We start from the raw sequence: 26440 nt of genomic DNA, 5'->3' as shown, positions 1-26440 counted from the left end.
ACCGAATTGGAGAACACCATGCAACGCTTCAAACACTCAGCCAAGCGGGGTCCGGCCCTGCTGACCTGTCTGCTGGCCGCCCTGCTACTGGCCGGCTGTGAAAACGAAACCGGCAGCACCCCGCTGGGCGGCGGTGAAGACACCCATGACCATGATCATGATCACGACCATGATCACGGTGACCACCCGGGCCGCCTGGTCATTGCCTCCAGCGATGGCGCCGGCGATCAGCTCTATATGTATGATCTGGAAGAGCAGGCCCAGCTTCCCGGCTCCCTGTCGCTGAATAGCGCCCCAAGCGCTCTGTACACCAGCCCCGGCAAGCGATTTGTCCTGGCCCCCCAGCGCAGCGCCAACCAGGTGCAGATCCTGGACGGCGGCCTCTATGTCCATGACGATCATGTGCATGAAGACGCCCCCTCAATGGCTGGCACCCTGAACGGGCCCGCCCCCACTCACTATCGGGTCCACGGCGAACAGGCGGCTCTGTTTTACGATGGCGATGCCGGCAACGCCATCATGGCCAGAGTGGAACTGCTCACGGATGCGTCCCTGGAAAATGGTGGCAGTGTGGCCAGCCAGACCCTGGACAGTGCCCACCACGGCGTCGCCGAACCCCGTGGTGACATTCTGCTGGCGACCTACCGCACCGCAGCCAACGGCCTGCCGGAAAAGGTGGACATCTATCACCAGCATAACGATCACTATCACCGGGAAGACACCGTCAACCTGGACTGCCCGGGCCTGCACGGCGCCGGCTCCAATGAAGACTATTCCGTGTTCGGCTGCAGTGACGGCATCCTTATCGTCCACCAGGACGGCGAGACCTTCACCGCCCAACACGTGGACAACGCCACCCTGGGCCTGACTGGCAGCGAGCGGGTCGGCAGCTTTGACAGCCACCATGAGTTGCCTCACTTCGTGGCCTATGCGGGCGACCGGATTCTCATCATCCATCCGGAAGATGGCGATGCCGAAGAGCTGGACTGGACGGAAGGGGCCGACGTTTCCCTGGACAACCACAGTCTCGATCCCCATGGCGAACACCTGGTTCTGCTGGATGACGCTGGCGACCTGCGCATCTTCGACACCGCGGACTGGAGCGAACATGCCCATGTGGAAGACGCTGTCGACCCCAGCACCGCTCCTGCGGCCTCTGGCCACGGCAGCCGGATCGCCATGGCCGTCGCGGGGGAGCCCGCCCACGTCTTCCTGGCCGATCCCGGGAATGACGCCATCGTCGTGGTGCATCTGGAAGACGGCGAACGGGAAGATCCTCTGCCCCTGACGTTTACACCCGGCAAACTGGCCTGGGTAGGCCTGGCGGGCGAACCCGCCCATGGCGATGATGAGCACGACCATGATCATGACCACGAGGGTGAAGACCATGACCATGATCACGAGGATGAAGAGCACGATCATGACCACGAGCATTAATCCCTGGTCCAACCCGGCAATCTTTCAGGAGGGATAACACTCCTGTTTGCCGGTCTACGGCGGATAAAGGCAAACACGTCTTTACCGCCGTAGCGCCCTTCACAACACTGCGGGGTCATCCCATTGCGGCCCGCAGCAAACAATCTGCCTGCAGGCCCCCCTTTGCGGGCAGGTTCCTGCAGCGCCTTCCTGATCCCCCGGTCGCCCTACCGCCTTCTTTTCACTACAATCCGTTTCATTACTTCGTCATACACATGACTCAAGCGGGAGATACCATGAAAAAAGTACTGCTAGCCGCGACCCTGGCCCTGCCCATGTTTGCCCAGGCCAGCGGCTACGCCGGGCTGGATATCGTCAGCAGCAAGATCGAGCCGGACAACACCAGCGCCTCCGCCAAACCGGAAGTGCTACAATTCAAATTCGGCACCTGGATCAACCGCGACGAGACCCTGGGTGGCGAACTGCGCCTGGGCCTGGGTATCGGTGAGGACGAACTGAGCAACAACGTGGACGTGGAGGTTGATCGTTCCTACGGCGCCTTCTTCCGCGGCCAGTTCCCCAACACCCTGCCGGTCCGCCCCTACGGCCTGATCGGCGTGTCCTACATCGAAACCACCGCCAACTTCCCCGGCGGCGGCTCCGACGGCGAAAACTACAAGGACCTGTCCCTGGGCCTGGGCGCCGACATCACCATCACCAACCAGATCTTCCTCAGCGTGGAATACCTGCGCGCGGTGGATCGCAGTGGCGATGAAGTGTCGAATCTTGGGTTCGGGATTAACGGGCGGTTCTGAAGTCTGTTGATCACTGAAGGCTGAACGAGAAACGCCCACCGGAAGGTGGGCGTTTTGGTTTGGGGTGACTTGAGGCGCTCTTTTGAGTGTCCATTAAAGCAGGGGAACTACAACGAAGATAAGACCTTTTGCTTTGCTGCATTAAATTCTTCGTCTGAAAGTGCTCCCATAGAATGAAGTTTTGCCAACTTCTCCAATTTATCTAATCCTGATTCCTCAGATAATTGCTGGGGCTGTGCAGTGGGAGTGCTTTTCTTATCCGCAATTTCTTTAAGCCATTTGTTCGCTAGATCAGCAACAACTCTTACTGTTGCCTTTTGGCAGTTATCTATAGTGAGCAACCGGCTACCCAAGTCAATCATTACCTTACCAAGAACCCAACCTTGAGATGCGGAAACAGCTTGAACTCGATCATGTCGAATGCTTTGGGTGTCAACAGAACTAGTAAGCATGGCAGCATCAAGAAACAGAAACCTGTCACTTGTTAGCACCACGAGCCAAGTGTTTGCACCAAAATCAAATGAATTGGAAGTTTCTGATTGCTCCATAACCCCCGATGTGAGCGCAAAAACGACCTCGTCAGGCTCTAAATACTCTGGCAGTACTTTCAATTCCTTTTTTGTGCCAAATGAATCAAGACCAACATTATTCAACTTGCAGAGTGACTTCCAGTCTTGCGACTTCGTGTATTCGGCGTATTTGTTGTAGTTTTCCATTATTTCCTCACATATGGATTTTGGCTGACACCTAAAAAAATGGCGCAGCCTATTGCGTCTGAGTGCCCCGACTTGATACTAGTATTTTTAAACCCAAATATCGTTTTCTGCGGTAAGAGTGCCACCAGATTCACCCGTGTTAACAACACCTTTAGGCTCCACAAGCAAAACCTGAACAAGGCCTTTGGCGAAAGGCCTATGCTTAACCCCTTTTGGAATTACATACATCTCTCCGGGATTTAACGTGACCGACCCATCACGAAATTCAATAACAAGCTCACCTTCAATCACGAAAAACATCTCATCGGTATCGGGGTGATCATGCCAGACAAACTCCCCCTCGCCTTTTGCGAGCTTGAACTGGTAGTTATTCATTTCAGCTATTACACAAGGAGACCAGAGCTCATCGAAAAGAGCCAGTTTATCTTTTATATTGATCGGATCGTAATTCATGCTTCCCTTCAAGATAACTCCAGAGCTCAGGGGCGTTTGATGCGATACCCGTTTTTGCGGAAGCAAAAGCGGGGGAACTACAAGGTCGGCCTGCTGCTTCTTGTTATGTTTCTTCAGTGCTACGCCGCACTTCACAATAGCGCATGCGACCAAGAAACCCCTGATGCTCCATAATACCTTGCTCGACGAAACCCCAAACTCTCTGTGCATAGTAAACGTCAGGGACTCCCGCTATTCGCTCTGGCATTTGATACATAGCATCGGCGACTACTTTTGCAACCTTTCTCCAGTGCCCACTTACACATGACAAGATACAAGCATCGATCTCGCTTACTTCCTTTTGAGTGAGACCGGCAATCAGATCTATCTGCTCCTGGGTCGGCTCTGAATCTGGCGCCCCTTCATCGAACATCCTGCTCTACCCCGAAAATATAACGCCTAGCACAGCCGCCGAAGGTCGGCCTGCTGCTACTTGTTACACATTACCGAACGTACCGAGCATCAGTTATTTTTAGCTCATATTTTTTATAATCACGTAGTTTGAATTGTGAGCATGCCCCACAGGACAACTTAAAATTTAACACCTGACCAGGAGCTATCGTTTCGCTTACGATCTCCGTACACTCATCAATAAAGTCACCACTCTCATTGAACAACTCAGCCTTCACGCTCACATAAGACCACTTCGCATCTCCGCGATTCTCGACCTTACCAAGCAACGTAAACTCACCAGGCTCAATACGTTCTTTAGTTACCTCAACATCCAATTTTGCAGTTTCATCGAAATCACGAAACATCAAACGCCGCTCTTCTTGTCGAGCTAGCTCTCTTTCTTTCCGCTTCTGCTCTTTAGCTTCTAGGTTAGAATCCACATAGGAGAATGCTAATGATCCTAGAAGCAAAGAAGCAATTACGAACCCGACACCATAAAGAAATCCTGAACCAATTTTCGCAAACACATATTTTATGAAATTCACCACTCCCCCTTTTGATTGTGTAACGCCCCAAGCAGGGGCATATTTTGCGCTTTGAGCGCAGCGATGCAAAATTTGTCCCAATGCCTTGGCTTGTTAGATTTTTCATGGATTGTCGAATGGCTCTATGACGATAAGGGCTACGATTCCCAAGTACGGAACCGTAACTACAAGACTCCCAACCGCCAACACCTTTTCTTTAAGCGAGCTCGAAGCCTCCCTACTAAGTGACCATAACGCCAGGATAGAGGCAACTGCGGATAGAGCAGCTAAAACCAGCACCGTTGCAATAATCAGCTGTTCAAAACCCGGCACTAGACGACTAAAAAACTTAATAAGCAGCAGCACGACCGATACGACCGTTGCAGCGACCACCATGTAGAAACGTGACACACTCATAAGCAATCTAACGCTGCGAGCAGCGGCGCGGTTTCCGCGTCCGCTGCCTTGCCTGGTTAGGCGTCCGTAGTCGAAATTTCACTTTTCAGCTGTTGGATCAGCTCGTTATATTGGGCAGACAGAATCAAGAACCTCGCTCTTTCTTCATCTGTTACCCGAGGCTCCCAACCTATTACTACCCCATCGTTATCATCCCACTGATTTCTTACTGCGACCATCTCTTGAGTATGATAGGTCCAGTCAACTTCGTATCTATTTCCGAGAAGCACTGAGGTTATATCTTCACAGTATTTTCTAACTCTTTCGCTGCCATGCAGCTCGAGTAACTTAAAATGCCGAGTCAACGAATAGAACAGCTTGTCATATTCTGTAGAACGAGAGATCTCGAAAAGCTTGTCCTCTACGGATTGGATGGAGCCGTCGGTAGTAATGTTACTCGCCATCTGATCAAGAGATATAACTTTAAAAACTAGCGAGGATGGTTCAGAAATACTCTCATCCAAGAATTTCTCGTAAGCAGAGACCTTTCTTTCATATTCCATCTGCCGGATTATCTGTTCGGTTTGATATGGTGCTGTCAAATAAATGCCTGCAGTCGATGCTGCACCCGAAAGAATTGCGGTTAGAAACACAAGAATGTAATGATGCTTAGCACCTAAATTCAATTTTAAACTCTCTTATTCTTGAAATCGCTGCCGAAGTGGGGCGAGGACGCTTAACGCTGCGCTCTGCCGCTCGTCGGCAGCAGCGCCTTGTTATGCGTCTCCTTCAATCTCGCGAAGACGCTTCTTTATTAATCCAGTTTTATCGTCGTATCCCTTTCTGCGGTACGAGGAAGCATCCTCAACTGCAGCAAGCCAGCACCGAAGAAAATGACGCTCATCCTGGATGGATATGCTACCCAGCGCCCAATCCGAGCTAAATTTCTGTTCTAATTCCCGCGCTTTTAGCCAATGCTCATTGCACTCTTGGCACAAAGCAGGAAGCCAGCCAGGAAATTTACCTTTTTCTTCGAAGGTTTCTTTTTGCTCCTTGGGCGCAAAAACGAATGAACGCTCGCACCTTAAACACTTACAGCGAATTCCCTCGTAGTAATCAGCGCCGTCATCGTAATGGCCACTATATGTCGACTTCTTCCACTTAGTCCTGTCTATAGGAACCAGCTTGATCAATTAATCCACCCTTCCTTCTATTCGCATAACGCCGCGCTTTGCGGCTGGTTTGGAGCGCAGCGGAAAACCAGTCCGACAACAGCGCCTTGTTACATGCTGAACAGATCATTCCACATTACCAGAACGATGATTAGTAGCCCCGAATAACTCGCCGCGTGCGCTTGCCAAATGAACTTATTGATGGAAAAGCTTGGATTAAAATCTGCCTTACGCCAATACCATTTGTAAAATGCCTTTTCACAAAACACGGTGAGTAGAAAGGTTACGAGTAGCCAAGCCAATGAAATATACCCCAGATATTTAATATGCGGAGCACTGTCATATATCCATGTACCTAGAGCTGACGCATAGCCCCCATATGGCTGTGGCAACTCCATTGCGAACGCGGTGATGACCGCTAACAAAAATGGAAACCCAAGACCAACAATTAAGGTGGACACTAAGTTAGCTAAAAACACATGCTTAAATGTTGTCTTCGTGCTAAGTCCTGACGCTTTTTTTAGCAGTACAGTCTCGATAAATAGAATCCAGACCTGCCCGAAGATAAATGCGCTACCGCTGATAAATAGTAGTAAAGGACCACCACCATTGGCATAAGCAATAGCAGGAAAACAAGCTAACAACAATGCAATGAACTTTTTATTCTTTGATATCACTAGATACTTCCATGGGCATGTAACAGCGTATTCAGTCGAACGATTCGACATATCTTTTTTCGACATAATTCGAACCGGAGTACAACATATAGTGCCGAAGAATCCACTATCTTCAGTACCTTACCGAAAAAATGGCAGCCATTCCCATTTGACAAAACTCGAACGAGCGGCCTATTTCCTGGATTTTCCCGATATCGACCCTTTCTGAAAAACACCTTATATCAACCGTTTAGCTTTTTCTGTAAGCCATATCCTACAAATTTATTGCTCGTTCTGTTGAGCATGGGTGGTGCTGGACGCATTGGAAGTTCGCCATGCAAGCATAGCTCCCACAGGGAGGGATATTCAGGGGTGGAGTTTTCCTGGGACGCGATAAGGGCACAGCCAAGCGGATTTCGCGGTCGGACGACCGCTCCCACGGGGTGTGGTGATGTGGCAGGCATAAAAAAGCCCGGGCAGCTTGTGGCTGCCCGGGCCTGGTGGTGGCGGGGTTAGCGCCGCTCTCCCTTAACGGTCCTCGTAGCGTTGGTGCTTGAAGAAGATGCCTGTGTCACCGAATTGGGACAGGGTGAACTCGGACTGGGTGACCAGTTCGCCGATTTTGACGGCGCTGTTGCGGCGCTCGCGGGCGTAGCGGGCGGTGACCCAGGGCCAGATGGATTTACGGATCTGCATGTCGGTGCCGTAGACATCATACAGCTTGGTGCCCGCCGGGATGGCCGTGAGGTCGTCGCGGAAATCGTGGGGGGCGGTGCTGATGGTATTTCTCAGCGTCGGGTTGGGTACGAAGTAGATCTGCGTCGGGGTTTTGACGCTGCCTGCGGCGCTGCCGTCCTGGTTTACTTTGGCCATGTCGCTCATCACCAGCAGGGTGGGCTTGGTGGAAACCAGGGAGAACAATGCGGTGGTGCCCAGCGTTTCATTCACTTCCGCCTGCACGTAGTTGGACAGTTCGTTGGCGAAGATGTTGTGGTTGTCGCCCTGGCCGCTGAGGGTATAGAGCGCCGACACGTTTTCGGAGCGTTTGCCATCCACCAGCAGTTTCAGTGCCAGGCCGGGGGCAAAACCGCGGTCGGAAGGATCACCGGTAACGGACAGGCGCAACAGCCCATGATCGGCGCCCTGGAACAGGCCGCTATAATCATGGCCGCCGGCGGACTGGAACTGTACCTTGGCCAAAGCACCGCGCGGATGAATCGGCTTGCTGTAGCCCGGGGGCGCCACGTCGGTGACATCCTGTACTTTCTTCCACAGTACCGAGTTGATCAGGCCGCCGATGTCGATGGGTTCGATGGCGGGCACCTCACCCTCTTCATAGCTGGTGCGCAGGGCGCCGTTGACCCACAGGTGATCCTGCTTGGCCTGGGCGGACCAGTCCTGATAGTCGTCCGGCATGTTCAGGCCCCAGGGTTTGAAGGCGTTGTCCATGCCCACCAGGCTGGTGGCCAGGGTGGGGAAATGACGACGGATCACATCCACCATGGTGTTATCTTCCACCCAGTCGATACCGGCGGCGGTGTAGACCTCGTCGGTATAGTCGGTGGTGAAGAAGCGGTCGGTCATCAGACGACGGGAAGCATTGAGAATGAAGATCTGGAAAGAGGTTTCGCCGAAACCAAAGCCTTCCGGACGGGTTTCTTCCGCCAGCTGCCCCACCAGGGTGTCGATCATTTCGATGTCGTTGTTGTAGAGCGACTTCAGGTCCGCCAGCAGTTCCGGGGCACTGGTGAGGTCCTCGAAACGGGTGATGGGCTTGAGGCCGATCTGGCGGCGGAATTCGTTGTAGCGCGGCACCCCGCGTTCGCGATCACGCAGTACATCGATGGCGGCCATGTCGATGTCGCCGATCAGCGGCATGGACAGGTTGCGCAGGAAATCCGGGTAATTGTTCAGGGTCAGCGCCCCCGGATGGGTGATGCCGAAGGAATACCATAGACGGTCTTGCCCCACGTCGCCGAGCAGATCTTCTGCGTCGCCGTTGCGGGTGTCCTGAATGGGAATTTCCTGATCAACGATGTTGGAGCCGATGTCATAGACCTTGATCTCGTCACGCAACAGCGGATGCATGCGGTATACCGAAACAAACTCTTCGGTCAGGGTGTAAGGCACACCGTAGTTGTTGGGCGTGCGCGATCCCACCAGGCCGGCCAGGGCATGCTCGATGGAACTGGTAGGGCTGTCGCCCAGGCCCGTATCGATGCCGACCAGGTCAAACAGACTGCCCAGCTGCCCCAGGTTGTTGTTGAGCATATCCAGGTCTTCCTGGAATTTGTCGCGGGTGTCGCGATCGCCGCCCAGGCCCCACCAGTTGGCGTACATGGCCCGCTCCAATACCGGATTGGCCAGGATCGCCGGGGTCCATTCCACGGTGTGAATCTTGGCCATCAAGGCGGAATTAATCAGGCGAGCCTTGTCGAACAGCCACTGATCAGACTTGCCGGGGTTGTTGGCCTTGAGCATGTCGGCGATGGCGTTGTGCTCCAGGGTGAACAGGTGATGCATCATGCTCAGCCCCACCCACCAGTTCTCGTTGAAACCGGTGACCGGTTTGCCGCTGAGAAATTCCGTGGGCAGACGGCCGTTGCCGTCCACTTCCAGCTTGCCGTCCACGAAGGAACGAACCTCGTCGTTGGTGTCCTTGTCGCTACCGTAAAGCTGGGAGCCATCCCACCAGTGGGTGTTGATGTTCTCGTAGGTGACCACGGACTCGTCACCACTCACATCCGGGTCCGGACGGGTGCGCTGAACGGACATGGTGCCGGAGCCCAGCACATCCCCCGGTGGCAACGGGAACTCAATGGGGTTGGCATCGGTACGCGGACCATGGTCGAACCAGTCGTGCACCATGAACTGAATCCAGGAAGTGGCGATAAAGTTCAGGGTCGTGGCGGGTTTGAAATCGCCGCCCCGGGACATGATCAGATTACTGACTTCCCGGGGGTTGGGGGTCAGCAGATTGCCACTGGCGTTTTCCGCATACACCGACGCCGGGTCCACATTTCGGCCGAAGTTGGTATGGACGGAGCCCTCCGCCGGGTTCTCCAGAATATTACAGGTGCCGTCTTCGGTGCGGGCGGTCAGGCTGCGTTCGTCACAGACAATGCTGGCGTTCTTTTCGTCCCAGCTTTCCATATCGAACATGTTGTTCTCGAGCAGGTCTTCCCGCTGCCCGGCCAGTACCAGCAACGCACCCATCACGCCCAGGGTGCCGAATTTGGTCAGGGCCGGCCAGGTAACCCAGGGGGTCATAGCCATGATAAGCCTCCGTCTTGTTGTTCTCGGGGTATGTCGGATGACAACGCCCGAACTCTAGCAACCGGGCCAGCCCCTCCACCCCCTCCTGCGGGAGGGGGTGGGCGGAAATCGCGAACCGGGTCATGGTTTGGCTTTCTGTAGGAGCGTCGCTGGCGGCGCGATAAATCAAACAGTGACGAGTCGCGAGAAGCGAGTTTCGAAAATCAAAACCGAGAAGCAGGGAAAGCCAGGTTTTCGCTTCTCGCAACTCGCCTATCGCGCCGCCAGCGACGCTGCTACGGCAAGGGCTAACGCGATGCCGCGCGCAGGACCGCTTCGGTGCGGCTGGAAACGCCGAGTTTGCTGTAGATGTTTTTCAGGTGCCATTTGGTGGTGGTGATGGAGGTGCCCGCTTTTTCGCTGATGCCGGCGTTGCTCAAGCCACCTTGCAACAGCTCGAAGATTTCCAGTTCCTTTGGCGTGAGCACCGCATCCGGGTCCACATCCAGCGGAGCAGTAGCCGGGGTCGCGTCGAAGACGGCGGGGAACAGGTCGGTATAAAACTCCGGCAGCATCAGCACGCCACGGCTCCACAGCTTTTTCATCAGCGCGGCCAGGCCCGGCGCTTCGTCGAATACCGAGCGGTTGATATTGAGCAGCCCGTAGCGGGTGATCAGTTCATCCACCCGTTTTGCCTGCTCACCGGCACTACTGCCACGGGCGGTGATTACCAACAGGTTGGCCTCCACGATGGAAGCCCGGGTCATGATCCCTGCCGCCTTCACAACTGAAAGCAACCGCTGCAACACGGCGTCTGCCTCGGCAAGGCGGCCATTGGCGATCAACCAGTAGGCCGCAGCCAGCCCTTTCCGTTCCCAGCTCTGGCTGTAAGTGGCCGGGGTATGGGTGCCGTTGTTCGCCACCCAACCGGCCAGGTCGAATCGTTCCGCCACCGCATCCAGCCGGCTCCAGCAACCGGCGGTGAAGGCCTGGCGCACCATTTCCAGCACCGTCATGTTGACGAAGCGCTGGTAGTTGCCCAGCTGCAGAATGCCCAGCAGTTTTTCCAGCATGCGCTCGGAGGGTTTCTGTTTGCCTTGTAGATGCTGAAGCCGCGACAGGGTCAGGTAGACCGTGGAAATCACTTCCGTGGCCGAGGCGGACGACACCATGGGCAGCAGGTCTTCGCACAGCTGTTGGGCTTCCTCCAGACGGTTCTGGTCGTACAGCACCACCACCATGCCGGTGGCCCACAGGGACCAGGTCGGGCTGTCCCGGGAGGTGCCATGGAAATGCTCGTTGATAAACGCCACCGCTTCACCGATATGGCCCAGCTGGTGGTTGGCCAGGGCGGTAATCAACCCGGCGTAGCCGGCGGTAAAATGATGCCCCAGGCGAAGCAAGACTTCTCTGGCCTGACTGGAAAACGCCAACGCGGATTCCAGTCGTCCATGCTGCAGGTGGTAGTAGGCCACCATGGCCAGGGAGAAGGCCCGGATGTCCCGGTGACCACTGCTTTCCATCAGCAGGGACAGATTGGCACCCTCCATGAAGTCGGTATCGTGCTGGAACAATTGCAGGTGCATTTCCAGAAAGTCGATCACCCGGGCGTGATTGTCGCGGGCTTGCTGATCGTTACGCGGCGCCTCTTTCAATGCATCCAGATAATAACGGGCCCGAAAGAACCGGCGAGACAGAGTCAGGGTGCTGATCAAGGGGGCGGACAACTCATCACGGCTGAGAAGGGTGCTATCCGACAGTGTTTCCGCCCAGTCGAGAATGTGGGCGGTATAACCCTCCCGTAGCCAGTAGTCGAAGGCCTGCTCCAGGCAGTGGATGAACAGGCTGTCGTCCCCGGCCCGTTTGGCATGCCATACGGCCTGCCGAAAATTCTGCTGGCGCACAAAGAAGCGGGTGGCACGGCGGTGGATCGGCGCGATGCATTCGGGCATTTCAATGGCGACTCGGGCGCGCAAAAAATCCTTCAGTAACCCGTGATAGCGATACCAGCCGGGCCTGCCCGATATCGGGATCAGGAACAGTTCCCGGGAGGTCAGCTCCTCGATCAGACGGGCGGCGCGATCGCTCTGCAGCACCTGGTTGCACAATTCCGCATTGAAGCTGTCCAGCAAGGCGCTCTGCATGAACAGGGTGCGGGCGGTATCGGGCAGACCTTTCAACACCGCATGGCAGAAGTAGTCCATCAGCTCCGGCTGGCTGGCATCAAAATCTTTCAGGGTCTGCATGCCCGAGCGCATGGCCGCCAGCAGGGCAATCTTGACCCCGGCCATCCAGCCTTCGGTAATGCTAAGCAGGTGGACCATCTCCTCCTCATCCAGCGCCCCGCCGCCCAGACCTTCATTGAGGGCAGTGACTTCCTCACGGCGGATTTTCAGTTCGCTGGCGCCGATTTCCAGTAACGCGTCCTCCAGCCGAAGGCGGCTGATATCCAGGGCCGGCTGGGTGCGGCTGGCGATGATCAGGTGCACGTCCGCCGGCGGCTGGTCCAGCAGGGTGCTGATGACACTGAGCGTTTCCGGGCTACGGATATGCTGGAAGTCATCAAAGACGATAAACAGGGGGCCGGCCACCTGCTCCAGGGCCTCGAAGAGCGCATCGGCAATGGACGATGGCGGCAGCTCAGCCACATCGAAGGGCATGAACCAGGAGGTATCGAACGCCGGCACGGCGGCCCGGGTCTGCTCGGCAAAACGGCGCAGGAAGCGCACCGGGTCATCATCCGCCGGGCGCAGGCTCAGAGAGACCACCACGCCGGGGCCGGGCCGGGATTGCCACTGACTGAGCAGGGTGGATTTCCCCGCTCCGGCGGGAGCCAGCAACAGGGTGAGAGGCACGCGGGCGCAATGATCCAGCAATGCCACCAGTTCCTTCCGGTAGAACCGACCTGCCACGGGCCGGGACGCATCAGTCGTACTCATTTCTGATCTGCCTAGCGTTTTTTATTGTTGTACTGCCATCGGCTGGCTGGGACGCCAGTGCCGATATGCAAACTAACGGATATTGGCTCACCCGAACCGGCATTTGATCACAAACCGAACAACAGGTAGCGGCATGGCCGCAAATCACAAAAGTCGTGATTGAGGGGACGCGGGGCTGAGGTCGGATCTCCGACCGGGGGCTGAGAGCTGGGGCGCGCCCCACAAAAAAGCCCCCTTTCCGTCAGGAAAGAGGGCTTCTTGTGGTGTGCTGACTGATCAGGGAATCGGCAGGTAACCGCCGTCCACTTCCTTGGTGACAATGGCCACCGCGTTGTGGGCGTGCAGGCTTTCCAGGTGATTGACCCGCAGCCAGAAATCCTTGTAGCAACCCTGGGGATTCAGGGCCTGCTTGAGGCGACGGGCCGCATCTTCACAGAACATCAGGTTCTGGCCGTTGAGCAGGGCGAATTCCTGTTCGTCCACCCGCTTCACGGCGGTCTGCACCGGGGTTTTCAGAGCCCCTTCGATGGAATCGATCAGCGCAGTGATGGGGAACGCATCGCCTTCGGTGTGATCCAGCAGGACCCGCACCTGGGCCACGGAGCGCTGGCTGTGCGGGGTGGCCAGAATACCCTCTTCGGTCCCCAGCCACTCAAACACCGCATCCGCATCGACCTTGCCTTCCGCAAAGTCACGGCGGAACTGTTCCTGAATCAGCTGGCGGGACAAGGCCGCTGAACACGGGCAAGTGGAGGAGTACGGCACTTCCACGTACATCTCGATCCGCATGCCTTCTTCACACAGGGTGCCCTTGATGCTGACCGGGTAGCTCTTCCAGCCGGAATAGCTGCTCTTCAGGGCAGGACGACGCATGGAGTATTCAAAGTCCAGCTGCACAAAGCCGCGGGTGCTGAGGCCTTCATGGGTCTGCAGGAAATTACGCAGCAGCTGCTCAATGGATGCTGCACTGACCGAATGATCGCCAAAGGTCTCTTCCAGCATCAGAAACAGCCGGGACATATGGATACCCTTGGAATCCGGGTTGGCCAGATTCACATAGGCCTGGATAGAGGTGCTCACCGGGCGCTCACCGGCCAGGGTGTCACTGACCCGGGCAGGCAGGTGGATTTCGCTCATGCCGACCCAATCCAGGGTGCTATGGATGTGATCCACCATGGAATTGGACGCGACGTCCGGCATCTGTTTGGTGCCACCGGCACCAGTTTCACGTGTCATGGGATTCTCCATAGGGGCGCACGAGAGACCATCTTATGGCCCGTCGGGTGAACAAAACGGTAACCCGACTGTCATCGCCCTGACTGACAAGGGGGGCAAGTCTAGCAGAAAGTCTCCCGCAAATTGACCATTTGCGGGCGCGGCTTTGGCTATGGGATTGACAGAATGGCCCTATCAGCCCGATCAGATCGGTTCGTCTGCACTACCCACCAGTTCCTGGAAGCGAGCCAGCGCATGCAGGGGGCGGAACATCTCTTCACTGCGGGCATGACGGCGCAGGGTTTCGGAGGTCTGGATGGCCGCATCCAGGTCGGCGAGCGCATTATCGATCTCACCCAACCCGGCCCAGGCGCAGGCGCGCTGGTACAAGGCATGGGAGTTTTCTTCATCCACTTCCAGCACCCGGTCACACAGGCTCAGGGCCCAGCGTTGTTCACCCAGCTCCAGGGCCGCATCGGCCTTCCAGGCCAGGGCTTCCGGATCATCCGGGCGTAATTCCAGAATCCGGTCATACAGCTCGATCTTGGCCTGGGCGCTGGGCTCCTTGGTGGCCTTGAGCCACAGGCTGTGGATCTCGTTGGTGCGCTCGATCTCTTCCTGGTTTTCGGCAATGGTCAGGGATTTCTTGCGCAGCTCCCGCTCCAGATCCGCCAGGCGAGCCTCGTACTCGCTGGTCAGACGGGCCATTTCCTTTTCCGCGTAAACCCGCACGTTGTCCTTCAGGTCACGAATGGTGGACCAGCCCACCAGCGCCAGAATGGAAGCGGCACCGGCAATCAGATAGAAGAAATAGGTCACCGTGTTGGTGGCATAGCCCATGGCCTTGTCTGCCACTTCCAGCTCCCGGTCAGTGACCAGCAGATTCATCTGGTTACGGTATTCCATCATGTCCTGGCGGAGGTTACGCAACTCCCCAAGGATCCAGTTTTCCCGGAACTGGGAAATGACCGGCCCCTTCTCGATTTCGCTTTCAGCCTCCTGGCGGGGAGCCTCATCGGTTTCCGCCATGACGGTGGGCGCCAGGCCCAGAAACAACACCCCCAGCAATGCCAGGCGCGCAAGTCGCATTCTCTGCAAGACTCTATCCTCAATCTGTCGACTTACGTTTAAACGGCGCAAGAAGCGGTCACTTCAGGCCCAGAGTATGGTCGCATTAAGCCCTGCCATGTGCCACCACTGTGGCCACATTCGCCAGGCCGGCCGGACCCCAGCCCCACCCACACATCCACCGGGGAAGGCTCTGACCGGGGCGCAATACTGATTCAACAAGGAGAGCAATTTCGGGTCATTGCCAGGCCTTTGGCAAATCCCGTGCAGGCCAGAAAAGACGCGGCATCGCGCCGTTTCGGCGGGCTTGCGTCAGCAGTTACTTTGACTTCTAAATGTTTTACCTCTAAAATAGCTTACCAATTTTCGCAAGGAATTACTTGGCGTTGCCCTGAATGGTGTGGGGTTGAATCCTTACATCTCAAAGGTGATTGCAGACTGATTATGTCCAATAACGGTCACATTACTTTGTTATCAAGAGAACGGACGGCAATGGCCAGACACGAAGACGTGCTGATTGCATTAAGACAGATTATTCGCGCCACCGACCTTTACTCTCGCAAGTTGAGCAAGGTCTCGGGGCTCACTTCGCCGCAGCTACTCATCATGCAGGCGATTTCGGCTCACGGTGAAATCACCATGGGCGACCTGGCCAATGAGGTCTCTCTCAGCCAGGCCACCATCACCACCATTCTGGACCGCCTGGAAAAGCGGGAGCTTGTCGAGCGCAAGCGCGGCGAGCAGGACAAACGTCGGGTCTACGCTCACCTGACCCCGGCCGGTGACGACATCATCGACCAGGCCCCTACCCCGCTTCAGGACGAATTCATCGAGCGTTTTGACCGCCTGGAAGATTGGGAGCAATCGTTAATCCTCAGCTCCCTGCAACGGGTGGCCGCGATGATGAATGCCGGGGATATCGACGCGTCCCCGGTATTGGATCTGGGCGCCATCGACCGCGCCCAACCAGCGGTGGACATGAGTAGTCGCCGCGAACGCGAAGCCAACTCTTTCTCTAAAACGGACCAAAAGTGAAACCATGGTTGCAGACAGTGCAAAGAAAACGGATTCATCCACCGACAATCAGGATGACATTACTTTCCGCAAACCGGAAAGCCAGGACGGCAGCCGGGTGCACAAGCTGATCAGTGAGTGCAAGCCGCTGGACGAGAACTCCGTCTATTGCAACTTGCTGCAGTGTACGCACTTTGCTGACACCTCCGTCGCCGCGGAAATGGACGGCGACCTGGTGGGCTTCATTTCCGGTTACATCCCGCCCAAGCAGCAGAATACGCTGTTCGTCTGGCAGGTGGCCGTACATGAGAAAGCCCGCGGCAAGGGCCTGGCCAAGCGCATGCTGGCCGAACTGATCAACCGTGAGGAAAGCACCGACGTTCAGTTCATCGAGACCACCATTACCCCCGACAACGAAGCCTCCTGGGGAATGTTCCGCAGCTTCGCCTACCAGCGCAGCATGCCCACGGAAGAATTTATTCTGTTCGATTCGCGCATTCACTTTGCCGGCGAACATAATGACGAATATCTGCTGCGTATCGGGCCATTCAACAGAGACGAAGCCTGAGCGAACTGAGCAGAACGTAACAAGCACCGAATTCAAGCGAGGAACAGGAATCATGGATACCGACATTTTTGAAAGTCACGAATCGGAAGTAATGAGCTATGCACGTAGCTTCCCGGTGGTGTTTGACCAGGCCAAGGGCAGCTACCTGTACGATGAAACCGGCAAGGAATACATCGACTTCCTGGCCGGCGCAGGCACGCTCAACTACGGCCACAACAACCCGGTACTGAAAGAGAAGCTGCTTGAGTACATCCAGCGTGACGGCATTGTTCACGGCCTGGATATGCATACCACGGCCAAGCGTGAATTCATGGATGCTTTCTACGAAGTGATCCTGAAGCCCCGCGATATGGATTACATCATGCAGTTCACCGGCCCCACCGGTACCAATGCGGTGGAAGCGGCGCTGAAAGTGGCCCGCAATATCAAGGGTCGCGAAAACATCATCAGCTTCACCAATGGCTTCCACGGTGTGAGCCTGGGTGCCCTGGCGACTACCGGTAACAGCCACCACCGTGGCGTTGCTGGCGTGACCATGGGCGGCGTCACCCCGATGCCCTATGACGGCTACCTGGGCGATGCCTTCGACACTACGGAATATCTGGACAAGGTGCTGGGCGATTCCTCCAGCGGCGTGGATCATCCCGCGGCGGTCATCGTAGAAACCGTACAGGGCGAAGGCGGCATCAATGCAGCCAGCTTTGAATGGTTGCGCAATCTGGAAAAAGTGTGTCGCAAACACGACATGCTGCTGATTCTGGATGACATCCAGGCCGGTTGTGGCCGTACTGGCACCTTTTTCAGCTTTGATGATATCGGCATCAATCCGGACATCATCACCCTGTCCAAGTCCCTGAGCGGTTACGGCCTGCCCTTCGCCATGGTGCTGCTGAAACCGGAGCTGGATCAGTGGAAACCCGGTGAGCACAACGGTACCTTCCGTGGTCACAACCTGGCCTTTGTGACTGCAGCGGCCGCGCTGAACCATTACTGGCGTGACGACAAGTTCGCCAAGGAAGTGCAGCGCAAGGCGGATATCATCACTGACCGTTTCCGTGAAATCGCCAACAGCTATGACGACCACTGGTTCTACCTGAACGGTCGCGGCATGATGCAGGGCCTGGTGGCCCGTGATGGCGAACTGGCTGGCGAAATCACCAAGGCTTGCTTCAAGCGTCAGCTGGTGATTGAAACCTCCGGTGCCGATGACCAGGTGATCAAGACCCTGTGTCCGCTGACCATTGCCGAAGAAGATCTGACCCGCGCGCTGGACATCATCAAGGAAAGCGTTGCCGAAGTCATGACTGACCGCATCAAGCGCGGTGAAGCGCACTCTGTTGCCAGCATGGCTAGCTAAACAGACTGCCCGCTCCCCCGGTTCCGGGGGAGCCTTTCTCCCTCCCTTTTTTGCTCAGGAGTCATAATTCATGATCGTTCGCACTCTGGCGGAAGCCGAGAAGTCAGACCGTTGTGTCAAAGCCGAAAACGGCAACTGGCAGTCTGTTCGCCTGTCCCTGAAAGACGACAAGATGGGGCATTCGTTCAACATCACCACCATCTTCAAGGGCACCAAGACTCACATCCACTACCAGAACCATCTGGAAACCGTGTATGTGATGTCGGGTAACGGCAAGGTAGAAACCATTTCCGATGGCAAGGTCTACGACCTGAAGCCCGGCACTGTCTACCTGCTCAATGAGCACGACGAACATTATCTCTATGGCGGCGACGAAGACATGGTCGTGGCCTGCGTTTTCGATCCGCCGCTGAGCGGCAAGGAAGTGCACGATGAAAATGGCGTTTACCCGGCAGATGTTGATTAAGCGACCGGGCACTCGCTGACAAGAAAAAACGGGGCGCTTCAAGCGCCCCGTTTTTTTGCCCTTCAGACTTTACCGTTGGAGCCTTGTTCACAAGGCGAACCTTCCACGTTCCCCAGCAAGCTTCGCCATGCCGACATGGCTCCAACACCTCAACCGAAGCGCCATTCTCAAAACGCGTACTTGGCAGTGAACTGCACACGCTTCAGATCACCATTGTCACCGGCTTCGGTTTCCCGTTCGGCATAAATCAGCTCTCCCCCCAATGACAGGGGCTTTGCCACCTGCCAGATCAGGTTGGCATGGGCGCTCTGGACGGTTTCGTTGGTGGTGCCGGCCACAGTCTCCGGGTTATCCGCTTCGCTCATGGACACCGCAAAGTTCGACCTCCAACGATCATTCCAGTTGTGGTGCAGGGCCAGTACCGCACTCCACTGATCAATCAGCTCGATATCGCCATCCGCTTCAATTTGCCCGGAGCGGAATGCATTCAGGGTGTGGTAACGGCCAATGGCATTGCCGTAATTGAGCTGGAAGCGTACATCATCCATCTCGCCCAGCATCATCTTGCCTGCCAGTGCCAGTCCGTAGCCATATTCGCTCTCGTCCCGGTCCTGGCCACCGATGTTGTCCTGGTAGGCCAGCTCACGCCCCATGCCGGACAGGCTCACATTGCCCCAGTCTCCGGTCAGGTTGTAGCGCAGCACCACATCAGGCACACCATTATCGTCGTAGGGATTTTCCGTGCCGCCGTAGAGCGTCGTGGAGGGGTTCTCCAGGGCCAGCATGATCGGGCCACTGGTGTAACGAATCTGCGGTTGGCGCTCGAAGACGGTGCCGGCAGCACCCACAAAATCCAGGGTTTCCGGCAACGCACTGACATTGAAAAAGGTGGACCAGGTCTGTCCGAACAACCACTTGTCCCAGCTCAGATAGGCATGGCGAATACGTGGCGCATAGCTATTGGTAATACGCTCGTCACCAAGGCCGGTGGTCTGAAAATCGATTTCGATATGGCCCTTCACATCCCCCACCGGAGTACGGGTAACACTCTTCAGCCAGAAGCGGCTCTGTTTGGCATGCATATGCAGCTTGCCGGAGCCCTCTTCCCCCGCCACAGGAATGGTGGAAGGCACCATAAAGTCCTCACCGATCGCCGCTGATGCTTCTTCACCATCGCTGTATTTGCTGTAGATCGTGTCAGCTTTGATAAAACCACCAAAGGTGATCTGGCTGTTTCCGCCACTGTGTTCCAGTTTGTTTTCCAGCTCGGCTACCCGCTCCTCCAGGGTAGCGGCACCCGCCATACCCGCATGGGCAAATAGAACGGCGGCACACAGGTACTTGGGTTTTATTGCTGTCATGGCCCTGCCCTCTTGTTTTCATCAACACGTAAGTCACTCCATCAACAGCTTGCTCGGCCCCTGAGCGCACAACTATTAGCCATAGGTCGAAAAGGGGCTGTCTTCCCTTAAGACCAAGGTCTAATTCAGGGCACCGCCGTGCTTTCGCACACTGGAAGCATCCTTGATAACAACCGCATCACTTCAGTGAGGAAGTCCCATGGAAACGGGTGCACGCGTGCCGGTAAAAGCCGCTCTGAAATCCCATTGCTGGATCGACGCCAACGACTACCAGTCTCTCTACACACAGAGTCTGCAGGACAGCGTCGGATTCTGGCGCAGCCAGGCCCAGCGAATCGACTGGGTACGCGAACCGCAGCAGATTCGCGACACCCGTTTCCATCCGGATGACGTTCATATTCGCTGGTTCCATGACGGCGAACTCAACGCCAGCAGCAATTGCATTGACCGTCATCTGGCCGCCAATGGAGACGCTGTCGCCCTGTACTGGGAAGCGGATGAAGCTGGCCTGCCGAGCCGGGAAATCACCTACCAGGCACTCCATCTGCATGTTTGCCAACTTGCCAATACCCTCAAGCGCCAGGGCGTCGGCAAGGGCGACCGGGTGATGATCTATATGCCGATGATCCCGGAAGCGGTTTTCGCCATGTTGGCCTGCGCCCGCATCGGTGCCATTCATTCCGTGGTGTTTGCCGGTTTCTCTCCGGATGCCCTGGCCGGTCGCATTGCAGACTGTGGCGCCAAAATGGTGATCACCGCCGATGCCGGACGGCGTGGCGGCAAACCGGTGCCCCTCAAGGACAACGTGGATGAGGCCCTGCGACAGGATGGCACTGGTGTGGTGGAAAAGGTTCTGGTGGTCCGCCACGTGGGCAATGACGTCCACTGGCAACCGGGCCGGGATCTGGACTATGCGGAAGAGCAGGCACAAAGCGACAGCCACTGCCCGGCTGAAGCCATGAATGCGGAAGACCCCCTGTTCATTCTTTACACCTCAGGATCCACCGGCAAACCCAAGGGGGTGCTGCATACCACCGGTGGTTACATGGTCTATGCATCACTGACCCATCAGCTGGCCTTCGATTACCACCCCGGCCAGGTCTATTGGTGCACCGCCGATGTGGGCTGGATCACCGGGCATACCTATCTGGTCTATGGTCCGCTGGCCAACGGTGCCACCTGTGTGATGTTTGAAGGCGTGCCCAACTATCCCAATGATCAGCGGGTGGGCGACATCATCGATCGCTACGGGGTGGAAATTCTCTACACCGCCCCCACCGCCATCCGCGCTCTGATGGCCGGCGGCGATCACTGCTGCCAGAGCAGCAAGCGCGATACATTACGGATCCTGGCCACCGCCGGTGAGCCCATCAATCCGGCTGCCTGGCAATGGTTCCACGATGTGGTCGGCAAAGGCCAGGCGGCCGTGGTGGACACCTGGTGGCAGACCGAAACCGGCGGCATCATGATCTGTCCGCTCCCGGCGGCCACCGAGGCCAAACCCGGCGCCGCCACCTTGCCCTTTTTCGGCATCCAGCCGGCTCTGGTGGACAACGACGGCAACCTGCTGGACGGCCCAGCCGAAGGCAACCTGGTCATTGCCGACAGCTGGCCCGGGCAGGCCCGCACCCTGTGGGGCGATCACGAACGTTTCGTACAGACCTACTTCAGCAGCTTCCCCGGGTACTACACCACTGGGGACGGTGCCCGCCGCGACGAAGACGGATACTACTGGATTACCGGCCGGGTGGATGATGTGCTCAACGTGTCCGGTCACCGCATGGGCACTGCCGAAGTGGAAAGCGCCCTGGTCGCCCACCCGAGGGTGTGTGAGGCAGCGGTGGTGGGATACCCCCACGACATCAAGGGGCAAGGCATCTATGTCTATGTGACCCTCAATGACGGGGAAGTGGCCAGCGATGCACTGCTCCAGGAATTGCGCCAGTGGGTACGCCGGGAGATTGGCCCCATCGCCACCCCGGATCTGATCCATTTCACTGGCGGGCTCCCGAAAACCCGCTCCGGCAAGATCATGCGTCGCATCCTCAGAAAAGTGGCCGCCAACGAACATGACAGCCTCGGCGACATCTCCACCCTGGCGGATCCGGCGGTGGTGGCAAGCCTGGTGGAAACCCGGGTCAATCGGTGAGTGAGAGGTGCGCCGGGGCGCTGAAACGGACCTGCGCGCACTCAGCACCCATGCACCACGGCCAGAGATTTATGCTGAAGGGAACCCGTTGTTTCCTGTTTTTCCCACGCTGCCCTGCGGGTCTTCCAAAGGGCAGCATCTTTTTTTCTTTCATGCTTAAATCGGGGCCATGACAACAATACTGATAGCCGATGACCATCCCCTTTTCCGCGCTGCCCTGAAACAGGCGGTAGCCGCCAGCTTTGTCGATGCCACCATCCATGAAGCCGACTCTCTGGCGACTCTGGAGACGCTGGGGCAACAGGCCATTCCCTTCGATGTGATTCTGCTCGATTTGCATATGCCGGGCACCCATGGCTTTTCCGGGCTGGTCTACCTGCGCGAACAGTATCGCAAGGTGCCGCTGGTGGTGATTTCCGCAACGGAAAGTGTTGATGTGATTCAACGGGCCATTCATTTTGGCGCCGACGGCTTTATCCCCAAATCCGCTTCCATCGAAACCATGACCGACGCCATGGGCAAGATCATGGCTGGCGAACGCTGGCTTCCCGAACACGCCCGCCGGGCCATGCCCCCTACCCTGCCCGATCACTCTGGCATGAGCGAGCGCATCGCCAGCCTGACACCACAACAATTCCGGGTCATGGGCATGTTGATGGAAGGCATGCAGAACAAGGTGATTGCCTACGAACTGGATATCTCGGAAGCCACCATCAAGGCCCACATGACCGCCATCTTCCGCAAACTGGGAGTGCGCAACCGCACCCAGGCGGTGCTGGCATTGAAGGACCTGGCGATTGAACCGCAGGGGGTGGATGGCAATTAATAGTTAATAATGAATAATTAATAGTTGCGCGCGAAAGGTAGTCACAGCCGGACCGCATGAGGCCGCGCTCAAAGACTGGGCGCGGCCTCATGCATTTTAGAAAGCGAGAATTTCTGATCGCGCGTTATTAATTATTCATTATTAACTATTAATTTGCTCCAACGCTCTTCTGAGCATCCCCTCCGTCAACGGCTTCTGCAGGAAACCAACCCCCTGCTCTTCCGCGCGCTCTCGGACGTGGGGGTTGCGGTCGGCGGTCATGAGGATGGCGGGGACCACGTCTTCCCAGCAGCTGTCCAGCCCTTCGATCACCGCAAAGCCGTCTTCATTATCCAGCTGGTAGTCCACCAGCAGCACATCCGGGGCCGGGTTGTTGACTGCTTTTTGCAGGGCGTCATCCAGACCGCTGGCCGCTACCACGTCGCAATCGAGCATCTCCAGGGCCGCCACCAGACTGGCCAGCAATGCCGGGTCGTTATCCACGCAGAACACCCGCAAACCCTCAATGCCCTTGCTGGCCGTTTCCGCTTCTTGCAGTAACGGCGGCAATTCGCCGCTGGCCAGCGGCACAGTGACACTGAACACCGTACCTTTACCGGGCCAGGAACGGACCGTTAACCGGTGCCCCAGCAATCGACAGATCCGGTCCGCGATGGCCAGCCCCAAGCCCAGCCCTTTAACCGGCTTTCGACTTTGTTGCGGCAGGCGCTGGAACTCCCGAAAAATCTGTTCGTGCTGATCATCGGGAATCCCCGGGCCGGTGTCCCACACCTCAATGCGTATGGCATTGTGCTGACGACGGCAGCCGAACAGGATGCGACCGTGTTCGGTATAACGAATGGCATTGGACAGCAGGTTCTGCAGGACTCGCCGCAACAGCCCCTCATCCGTCTCCACCACCGCCTCGCAGATCACCGATCGCAAACGTAAACCATTGGCGGCGGCCAGGGCAGAAAACTCCTGGTTGAGCGGGGCCATCAAACTGCCCAGACGCAACGGATGCACATGCGTGGGCATGGTGCCGGTATCCAGCTTGCTGATTTCCATCAGCGCCGAAATGATCTGTTCGGCGGCTTGCAAGGAGGTGTCGATATGACCAAGCACATCCACTTCACGGGAAAAACTTTCACCGTCACGTTTCACCAGCTGCTGGCGTAACGACGAGGTAAACAGCTGGGCGGCATTGAGGGGCTGCATCAGGTCATGGCCGGCGGCGGCCAGAAACCGGGTCTTGCCATCATTGGCCCGGGCCAGTTTCTCATTCACTTCGGTAAGTTTGCGGGTACGTTCGGCAACCCGGTTTTCCAGACTTTCGTTGATCTGGCGAAGCGCCTGTTCGTCACGCTTGCGCTCGGTAATATCCATGTAGGTACTGACAAAACCGCCCCCCATCATGGGCGTACCGCGCACCTCCACAACGATGCCGTTGGGCAACTCACGTTCGAACTGGTGAGAGTGACCCTCGCGCAACAGCTGTACCCGCTTGCTCACATCGTCTTCCAGATTCCCGCCCTCGTAATAGCCACGCTCCGCGTTATAGCGATACACGTCCTCGATGGGGCGACCCAACCGGATCAGCCCGTCCGGATAATCGAACAGTTTCACGTAGGCCTGGTTCCAGGCCACGACCTGCATCTGCCGATCCACCACGCAGATACCCTGGCTGATGGTTTCGATGGTGGTGCGCAACAGCTGGTGATTGAACTGGATCAGCTCGGAAGCCTCATCCATCATTCGCACCACATCGTCATGGCGGCTGTTCTGCTTGCGTAGCAGGGTGCTCATCACGATTCGCGCCGTGGACGCGCCCATGGTGCCGGCGAGTAGCCGCTCCACATAGCGAACCAGGTGCAACGGCGCCGGCAACGCCAGCTGCTCGGACACGTTGCGACGGCGCATGTAGTCGAAGAATAAAGGCTCGGCCCGGGGATGGCCCAGCCCACGCTTGCACACTTCCAGCAGTTCCGCGGTTGTGATGGACGGGTGACCAATGCCTTCGCGCCACCAGTCCATGGGCATGTCCACAAACCGGGCTGCCTGGGCCTCATCCAGGGCGTCATGATGGGCGCGGCGGGAGAAGTAAATAAACGCCGCCAGATTCACCGACAGGGACCAGAACACCCCATGGGTCAACGGTTCCAGCCCCTCAATGCCGAACATGGCATGGGGACGCAGCAGTCCCAGCCCCAACAGGCCCCGCTCGTTCAGGGTCTGCACCCACTCCACCGGCAGAATGACCGGCATCAACAGGCAGTAGAACCACAGCAGAAACCCGAAACCCAACCCGGCAAAGGCCCCCTGCTTGTGCCCGGTGCGCCAGTACAAGGCCCCCACCAGCGACGGCGCGAATTGCGCCACAGCGGCAAAGGACAACAGGCCAATACTGGCCAGGCCATCGAAGCGGTCAATCAGGGTATGAAAGGCAAAGGCCAGGCCCAGCAAGACCAGAATACTGGCGCGACGCAGAAACCGGAGCTGACGGCTCAGCCCGGCCAGCTGGTCCCGCTCATGAAGCCGCGACTGCAACCACAGCGGCAGCAACACTTCGTTGGTCAGCATGATGGCCAGCGACACCGTGGACACGATCACCATACCGGTTGCCGCCGCGATGCCGCCGATAAACGACACCATCAACATGGTCGAATTGTCCTGGGCCATGGGCAGCGACAGCATGTAGGTGTCCGCCTGACCTATCAGGTAAGGCTGGGTGATGACGCCGGCCACCACGATGGGCAGCACAAAGACCGCAAACATCAGCAGATACAGCGGAAAAAGCCAGCGGGTGGTGCGTAAATGCCGAAGATCGTTGTTTTCCACGACCCCGGCATGAAACTGACGCGGCAAACACAGGATCGCCACCATGGACAACAGCAAGGCGGTGACAAAACTCTGGGAAAACAGGGTGGGCTCGAAAATCTGGAAAACGTCATCCTGCAGCGCCACTTGCTGCCACATATCCAGGGGGCCGTCGAAAATAAAGTACAGGCAGTAAAGCCCCAGCAACACGAAGGCCACCACCTTGATAAAGGACTCGAAGCTGACCGCCAGCATCAAACCGGACTGGTGCTCCGTGGTATCGATATGGCGGGTTCCGAACAACAGGGTAAACACCGCCATCAGTACCGCCACCACCAGCGCGGTATCCATATCGTATTGCGCGGAGTCCTTGAGCACGTAATCGAATGACAGGGTGACTGCTTTCAGCTGCAGGGCGATATACGGCAGCACACCAATGATTGCCACCAGGGTAACCAGAACGGCCAGGCGGCGGGACTTGCCGTAACGGGCCGCCAGGAAATCCGCGATGGAGGTAATGTGATGCTGCTGGGCCACCGTGACCATCTTGTAGATCAGGGCACCACCGAGCAGCACGGTAAGGATGGGACCGAGATAGATAGGCAGGTAATTCCAGCCATTCTGGGCGGCTTCACCCACCGCACCATAGAAGGTCCAGGAGGTACAATATACGCCCAGTCCCAGGCTGTAGACCCAGGCATTCTGAAAGGTTTTACGCCCTGTCGAGCCGCCCTGTCGAGCCGCCCGGTCACCCCACCAGGCGATCACGAACAGCACCAGCACATACCCCAGTGCCAGGCCGCTCAACTGCCACAATGAAAACACCGCCGCTCCCGGTTAAACGGA

Annotated in this window: 22 protein-coding genes; 8 read left to right on the top strand and 14 right to left on the bottom strand. The window is 56.9% G+C overall.

Translation table 11 applies throughout. The features are described from left to right. Positions 1–18: 18 nt before the first annotated feature. Both A0251_RS05465 and A0251_RS05460 read left to right on the top strand, forming a co-directional pair. A complete protein-coding gene (locus A0251_RS05465) occupies positions 19–1437 on the top strand; it encodes a hypothetical protein (RefSeq protein ID WP_062815818.1) in 1419 nt (472 codons plus the stop codon). A 275-nt stretch (positions 1438–1712) separates the two neighbouring features. Further along, a complete protein-coding gene (locus tag A0251_RS05460; protein WP_062815817.1) occupies positions 1713–2231 on the top strand; it encodes an outer membrane beta-barrel protein in 519 nt (172 codons plus the stop codon). 107 nt (positions 2232–2338) lie between these two features. On the opposite strand, the gene A0251_RS05455 is transcribed toward A0251_RS05460, so the two are convergent. From A0251_RS05455 to A0251_RS05405, 12 genes are all read right to left on the bottom strand, one after another. Continuing rightward, positions 2339–2947, bottom strand: a complete 609-nt coding sequence (locus A0251_RS05455; RefSeq protein WP_062815816.1) for a PH domain-containing protein — start codon at positions 2945–2947, stop codon at positions 2339–2341. Between the two features lie 87 nt (positions 2948–3034). Then, a complete protein-coding gene (locus A0251_RS05450; RefSeq protein ID WP_062816013.1) occupies positions 3035–3400 on the bottom strand; it encodes a cupin domain-containing protein in 366 nt (121 codons plus the stop codon). A gap of 103 nt (positions 3401–3503) precedes the next feature. Continuing rightward, positions 3504–3812, bottom strand: coding sequence for a DUF3658 domain-containing protein (locus A0251_RS17725; RefSeq protein WP_082810770.1), 309 nt, complete (start codon positions 3810–3812; stop codon positions 3504–3506). A 70-nt stretch (positions 3813–3882) separates the two neighbouring features. Next, on the bottom strand, positions 3883–4458 hold the full coding sequence (locus A0251_RS05445) for an FxLYD domain-containing protein (protein WP_146063376.1): 576 nt from the start codon (positions 4456–4458) through the stop codon (positions 3883–3885). Positions 4459–4479: 21 nt separating this feature from the next. Next, positions 4480–4773, bottom strand: coding sequence for a hypothetical protein (locus A0251_RS05440; RefSeq protein ID WP_062815814.1), 294 nt, complete (start codon positions 4771–4773; stop codon positions 4480–4482). A 56-nt stretch (positions 4774–4829) separates the two neighbouring features. After that, positions 4830–5438 (bottom strand): hypothetical protein, encoded by a 609-nt coding sequence (locus A0251_RS05435; protein ID WP_146063375.1) that lies wholly within the window; start codon positions 5436–5438, stop codon positions 4830–4832. 90 nt (positions 5439–5528) lie between these two features. Further along, positions 5529–5945, bottom strand: coding sequence for a hypothetical protein (locus A0251_RS05430; protein ID WP_062815812.1), 417 nt, complete (start codon positions 5943–5945; stop codon positions 5529–5531). Positions 5946–6034: 89 nt separating this feature from the next. Beyond that, the gene (locus A0251_RS05425) at positions 6035–6667 is read right to left on the bottom strand and encodes a hypothetical protein (RefSeq protein ID WP_156478248.1); all 633 of its coding nucleotides are present in this window, start codon (positions 6665–6667) and stop codon (positions 6035–6037) included. A gap of 441 nt (positions 6668–7108) precedes the next feature. Further along, positions 7109–9856, bottom strand: a complete 2748-nt coding sequence (locus A0251_RS05420; RefSeq protein ID WP_062815810.1) for a peroxidase family protein — start codon at positions 9854–9856, stop codon at positions 7109–7111. A gap of 287 nt (positions 9857–10143) precedes the next feature. Further along, complete coding sequence (locus tag A0251_RS05415) at positions 10144–12774, bottom strand: LuxR C-terminal-related transcriptional regulator (protein WP_082810769.1); 2631 nt, start codon at positions 12772–12774, stop codon at positions 10144–10146. 276 nt (positions 12775–13050) lie between these two features. Further along, positions 13051–14010, bottom strand: a complete 960-nt coding sequence (gene folE2 / locus A0251_RS05410) for a GTP cyclohydrolase FolE2 (RefSeq protein WP_231866133.1) — start codon at positions 14008–14010, stop codon at positions 13051–13053. 183 nt (positions 14011–14193) lie between these two features. Then, positions 14194–15078, bottom strand: coding sequence for a TPR end-of-group domain-containing protein (locus A0251_RS05405; RefSeq protein ID WP_062815808.1), 885 nt, complete (start codon positions 15076–15078; stop codon positions 14194–14196). Between the two features lie 471 nt (positions 15079–15549). Here A0251_RS05405 and A0251_RS05400 point away from each other — a divergent pair, with 471 nt between their 5' ends. The 4 genes from A0251_RS05400 (at position 15550) to A0251_RS05385 (ending at position 18462) form a co-directional block, all read left to right on the top strand. Further along, a complete protein-coding gene (locus A0251_RS05400) occupies positions 15550–16092 on the top strand; it encodes a MarR family winged helix-turn-helix transcriptional regulator (protein ID WP_062815807.1) in 543 nt (180 codons plus the stop codon). Positions 16093–16096: 4 nt separating this feature from the next. Next, positions 16097–16639: a diaminobutyrate acetyltransferase gene (gene ectA, locus A0251_RS05395; protein ID WP_062815806.1), complete on the top strand. Its 543-nt coding sequence runs from the start codon at positions 16097–16099 to the stop codon at positions 16637–16639. Positions 16640–16691: 52 nt separating this feature from the next. Further along, the gene (gene ectB, locus A0251_RS05390; protein WP_062815805.1) at positions 16692–17996 is read left to right on the top strand and encodes a diaminobutyrate--2-oxoglutarate transaminase; all 1305 of its coding nucleotides are present in this window, start codon (positions 16692–16694) and stop codon (positions 17994–17996) included. A 70-nt stretch (positions 17997–18066) separates the two neighbouring features. After that, positions 18067–18462 carry an ectoine synthase gene (locus A0251_RS05385; RefSeq protein WP_062815804.1) on the top strand — a complete coding sequence of 132 codons (396 nt, stop codon included), beginning with the start codon at positions 18067–18069 and terminating at the stop codon, positions 18460–18462. Positions 18463–18629: 167 nt separating this feature from the next. On the opposite strand, the gene A0251_RS05380 is transcribed toward A0251_RS05385, so the two are convergent. Next, the gene (locus tag A0251_RS05380; protein ID WP_062815803.1) at positions 18630–19823 is read right to left on the bottom strand and encodes a DcaP family trimeric outer membrane transporter; all 1194 of its coding nucleotides are present in this window, start codon (positions 19821–19823) and stop codon (positions 18630–18632) included. A 199-nt stretch (positions 19824–20022) separates the two neighbouring features. Between A0251_RS05380 and acs the strand changes: the two genes are divergently transcribed. Together acs and A0251_RS05370 are read left to right on the top strand one after the other, a co-directional pair. Next, positions 20023–21972, top strand: a complete 1950-nt coding sequence (gene acs, locus A0251_RS05375) for an acetate--CoA ligase (protein ID WP_062815802.1) — start codon at positions 20023–20025, stop codon at positions 21970–21972. A 169-nt stretch (positions 21973–22141) separates the two neighbouring features. Continuing rightward, positions 22142–22798 carry a response regulator transcription factor gene (locus A0251_RS05370; RefSeq protein WP_062815801.1) on the top strand — a complete coding sequence of 219 codons (657 nt, stop codon included), beginning with the start codon at positions 22142–22144 and terminating at the stop codon, positions 22796–22798. 141 nt (positions 22799–22939) lie between these two features. Here A0251_RS05370 and A0251_RS05365 read toward each other — a convergent pair whose 3' ends face one another. Beyond that, a complete protein-coding gene (locus A0251_RS05365; RefSeq protein WP_062815800.1) occupies positions 22940–26419 on the bottom strand; it encodes a hybrid sensor histidine kinase/response regulator in 3480 nt (1159 codons plus the stop codon). Positions 26420–26440: the final 21 nt, after the last annotated feature.

Source organism: Alcanivorax sp. NBRC 102024 (genome assembly GCF_001602235.1).
Classification (GTDB): Bacteria; Pseudomonadota; Gammaproteobacteria; order Pseudomonadales; family Alcanivoracaceae; genus Alcanivorax.
The sequence above is the reverse complement of the archived record's forward strand: the minus strand, read 5'-3'. Positions and strand labels throughout refer to the sequence as shown.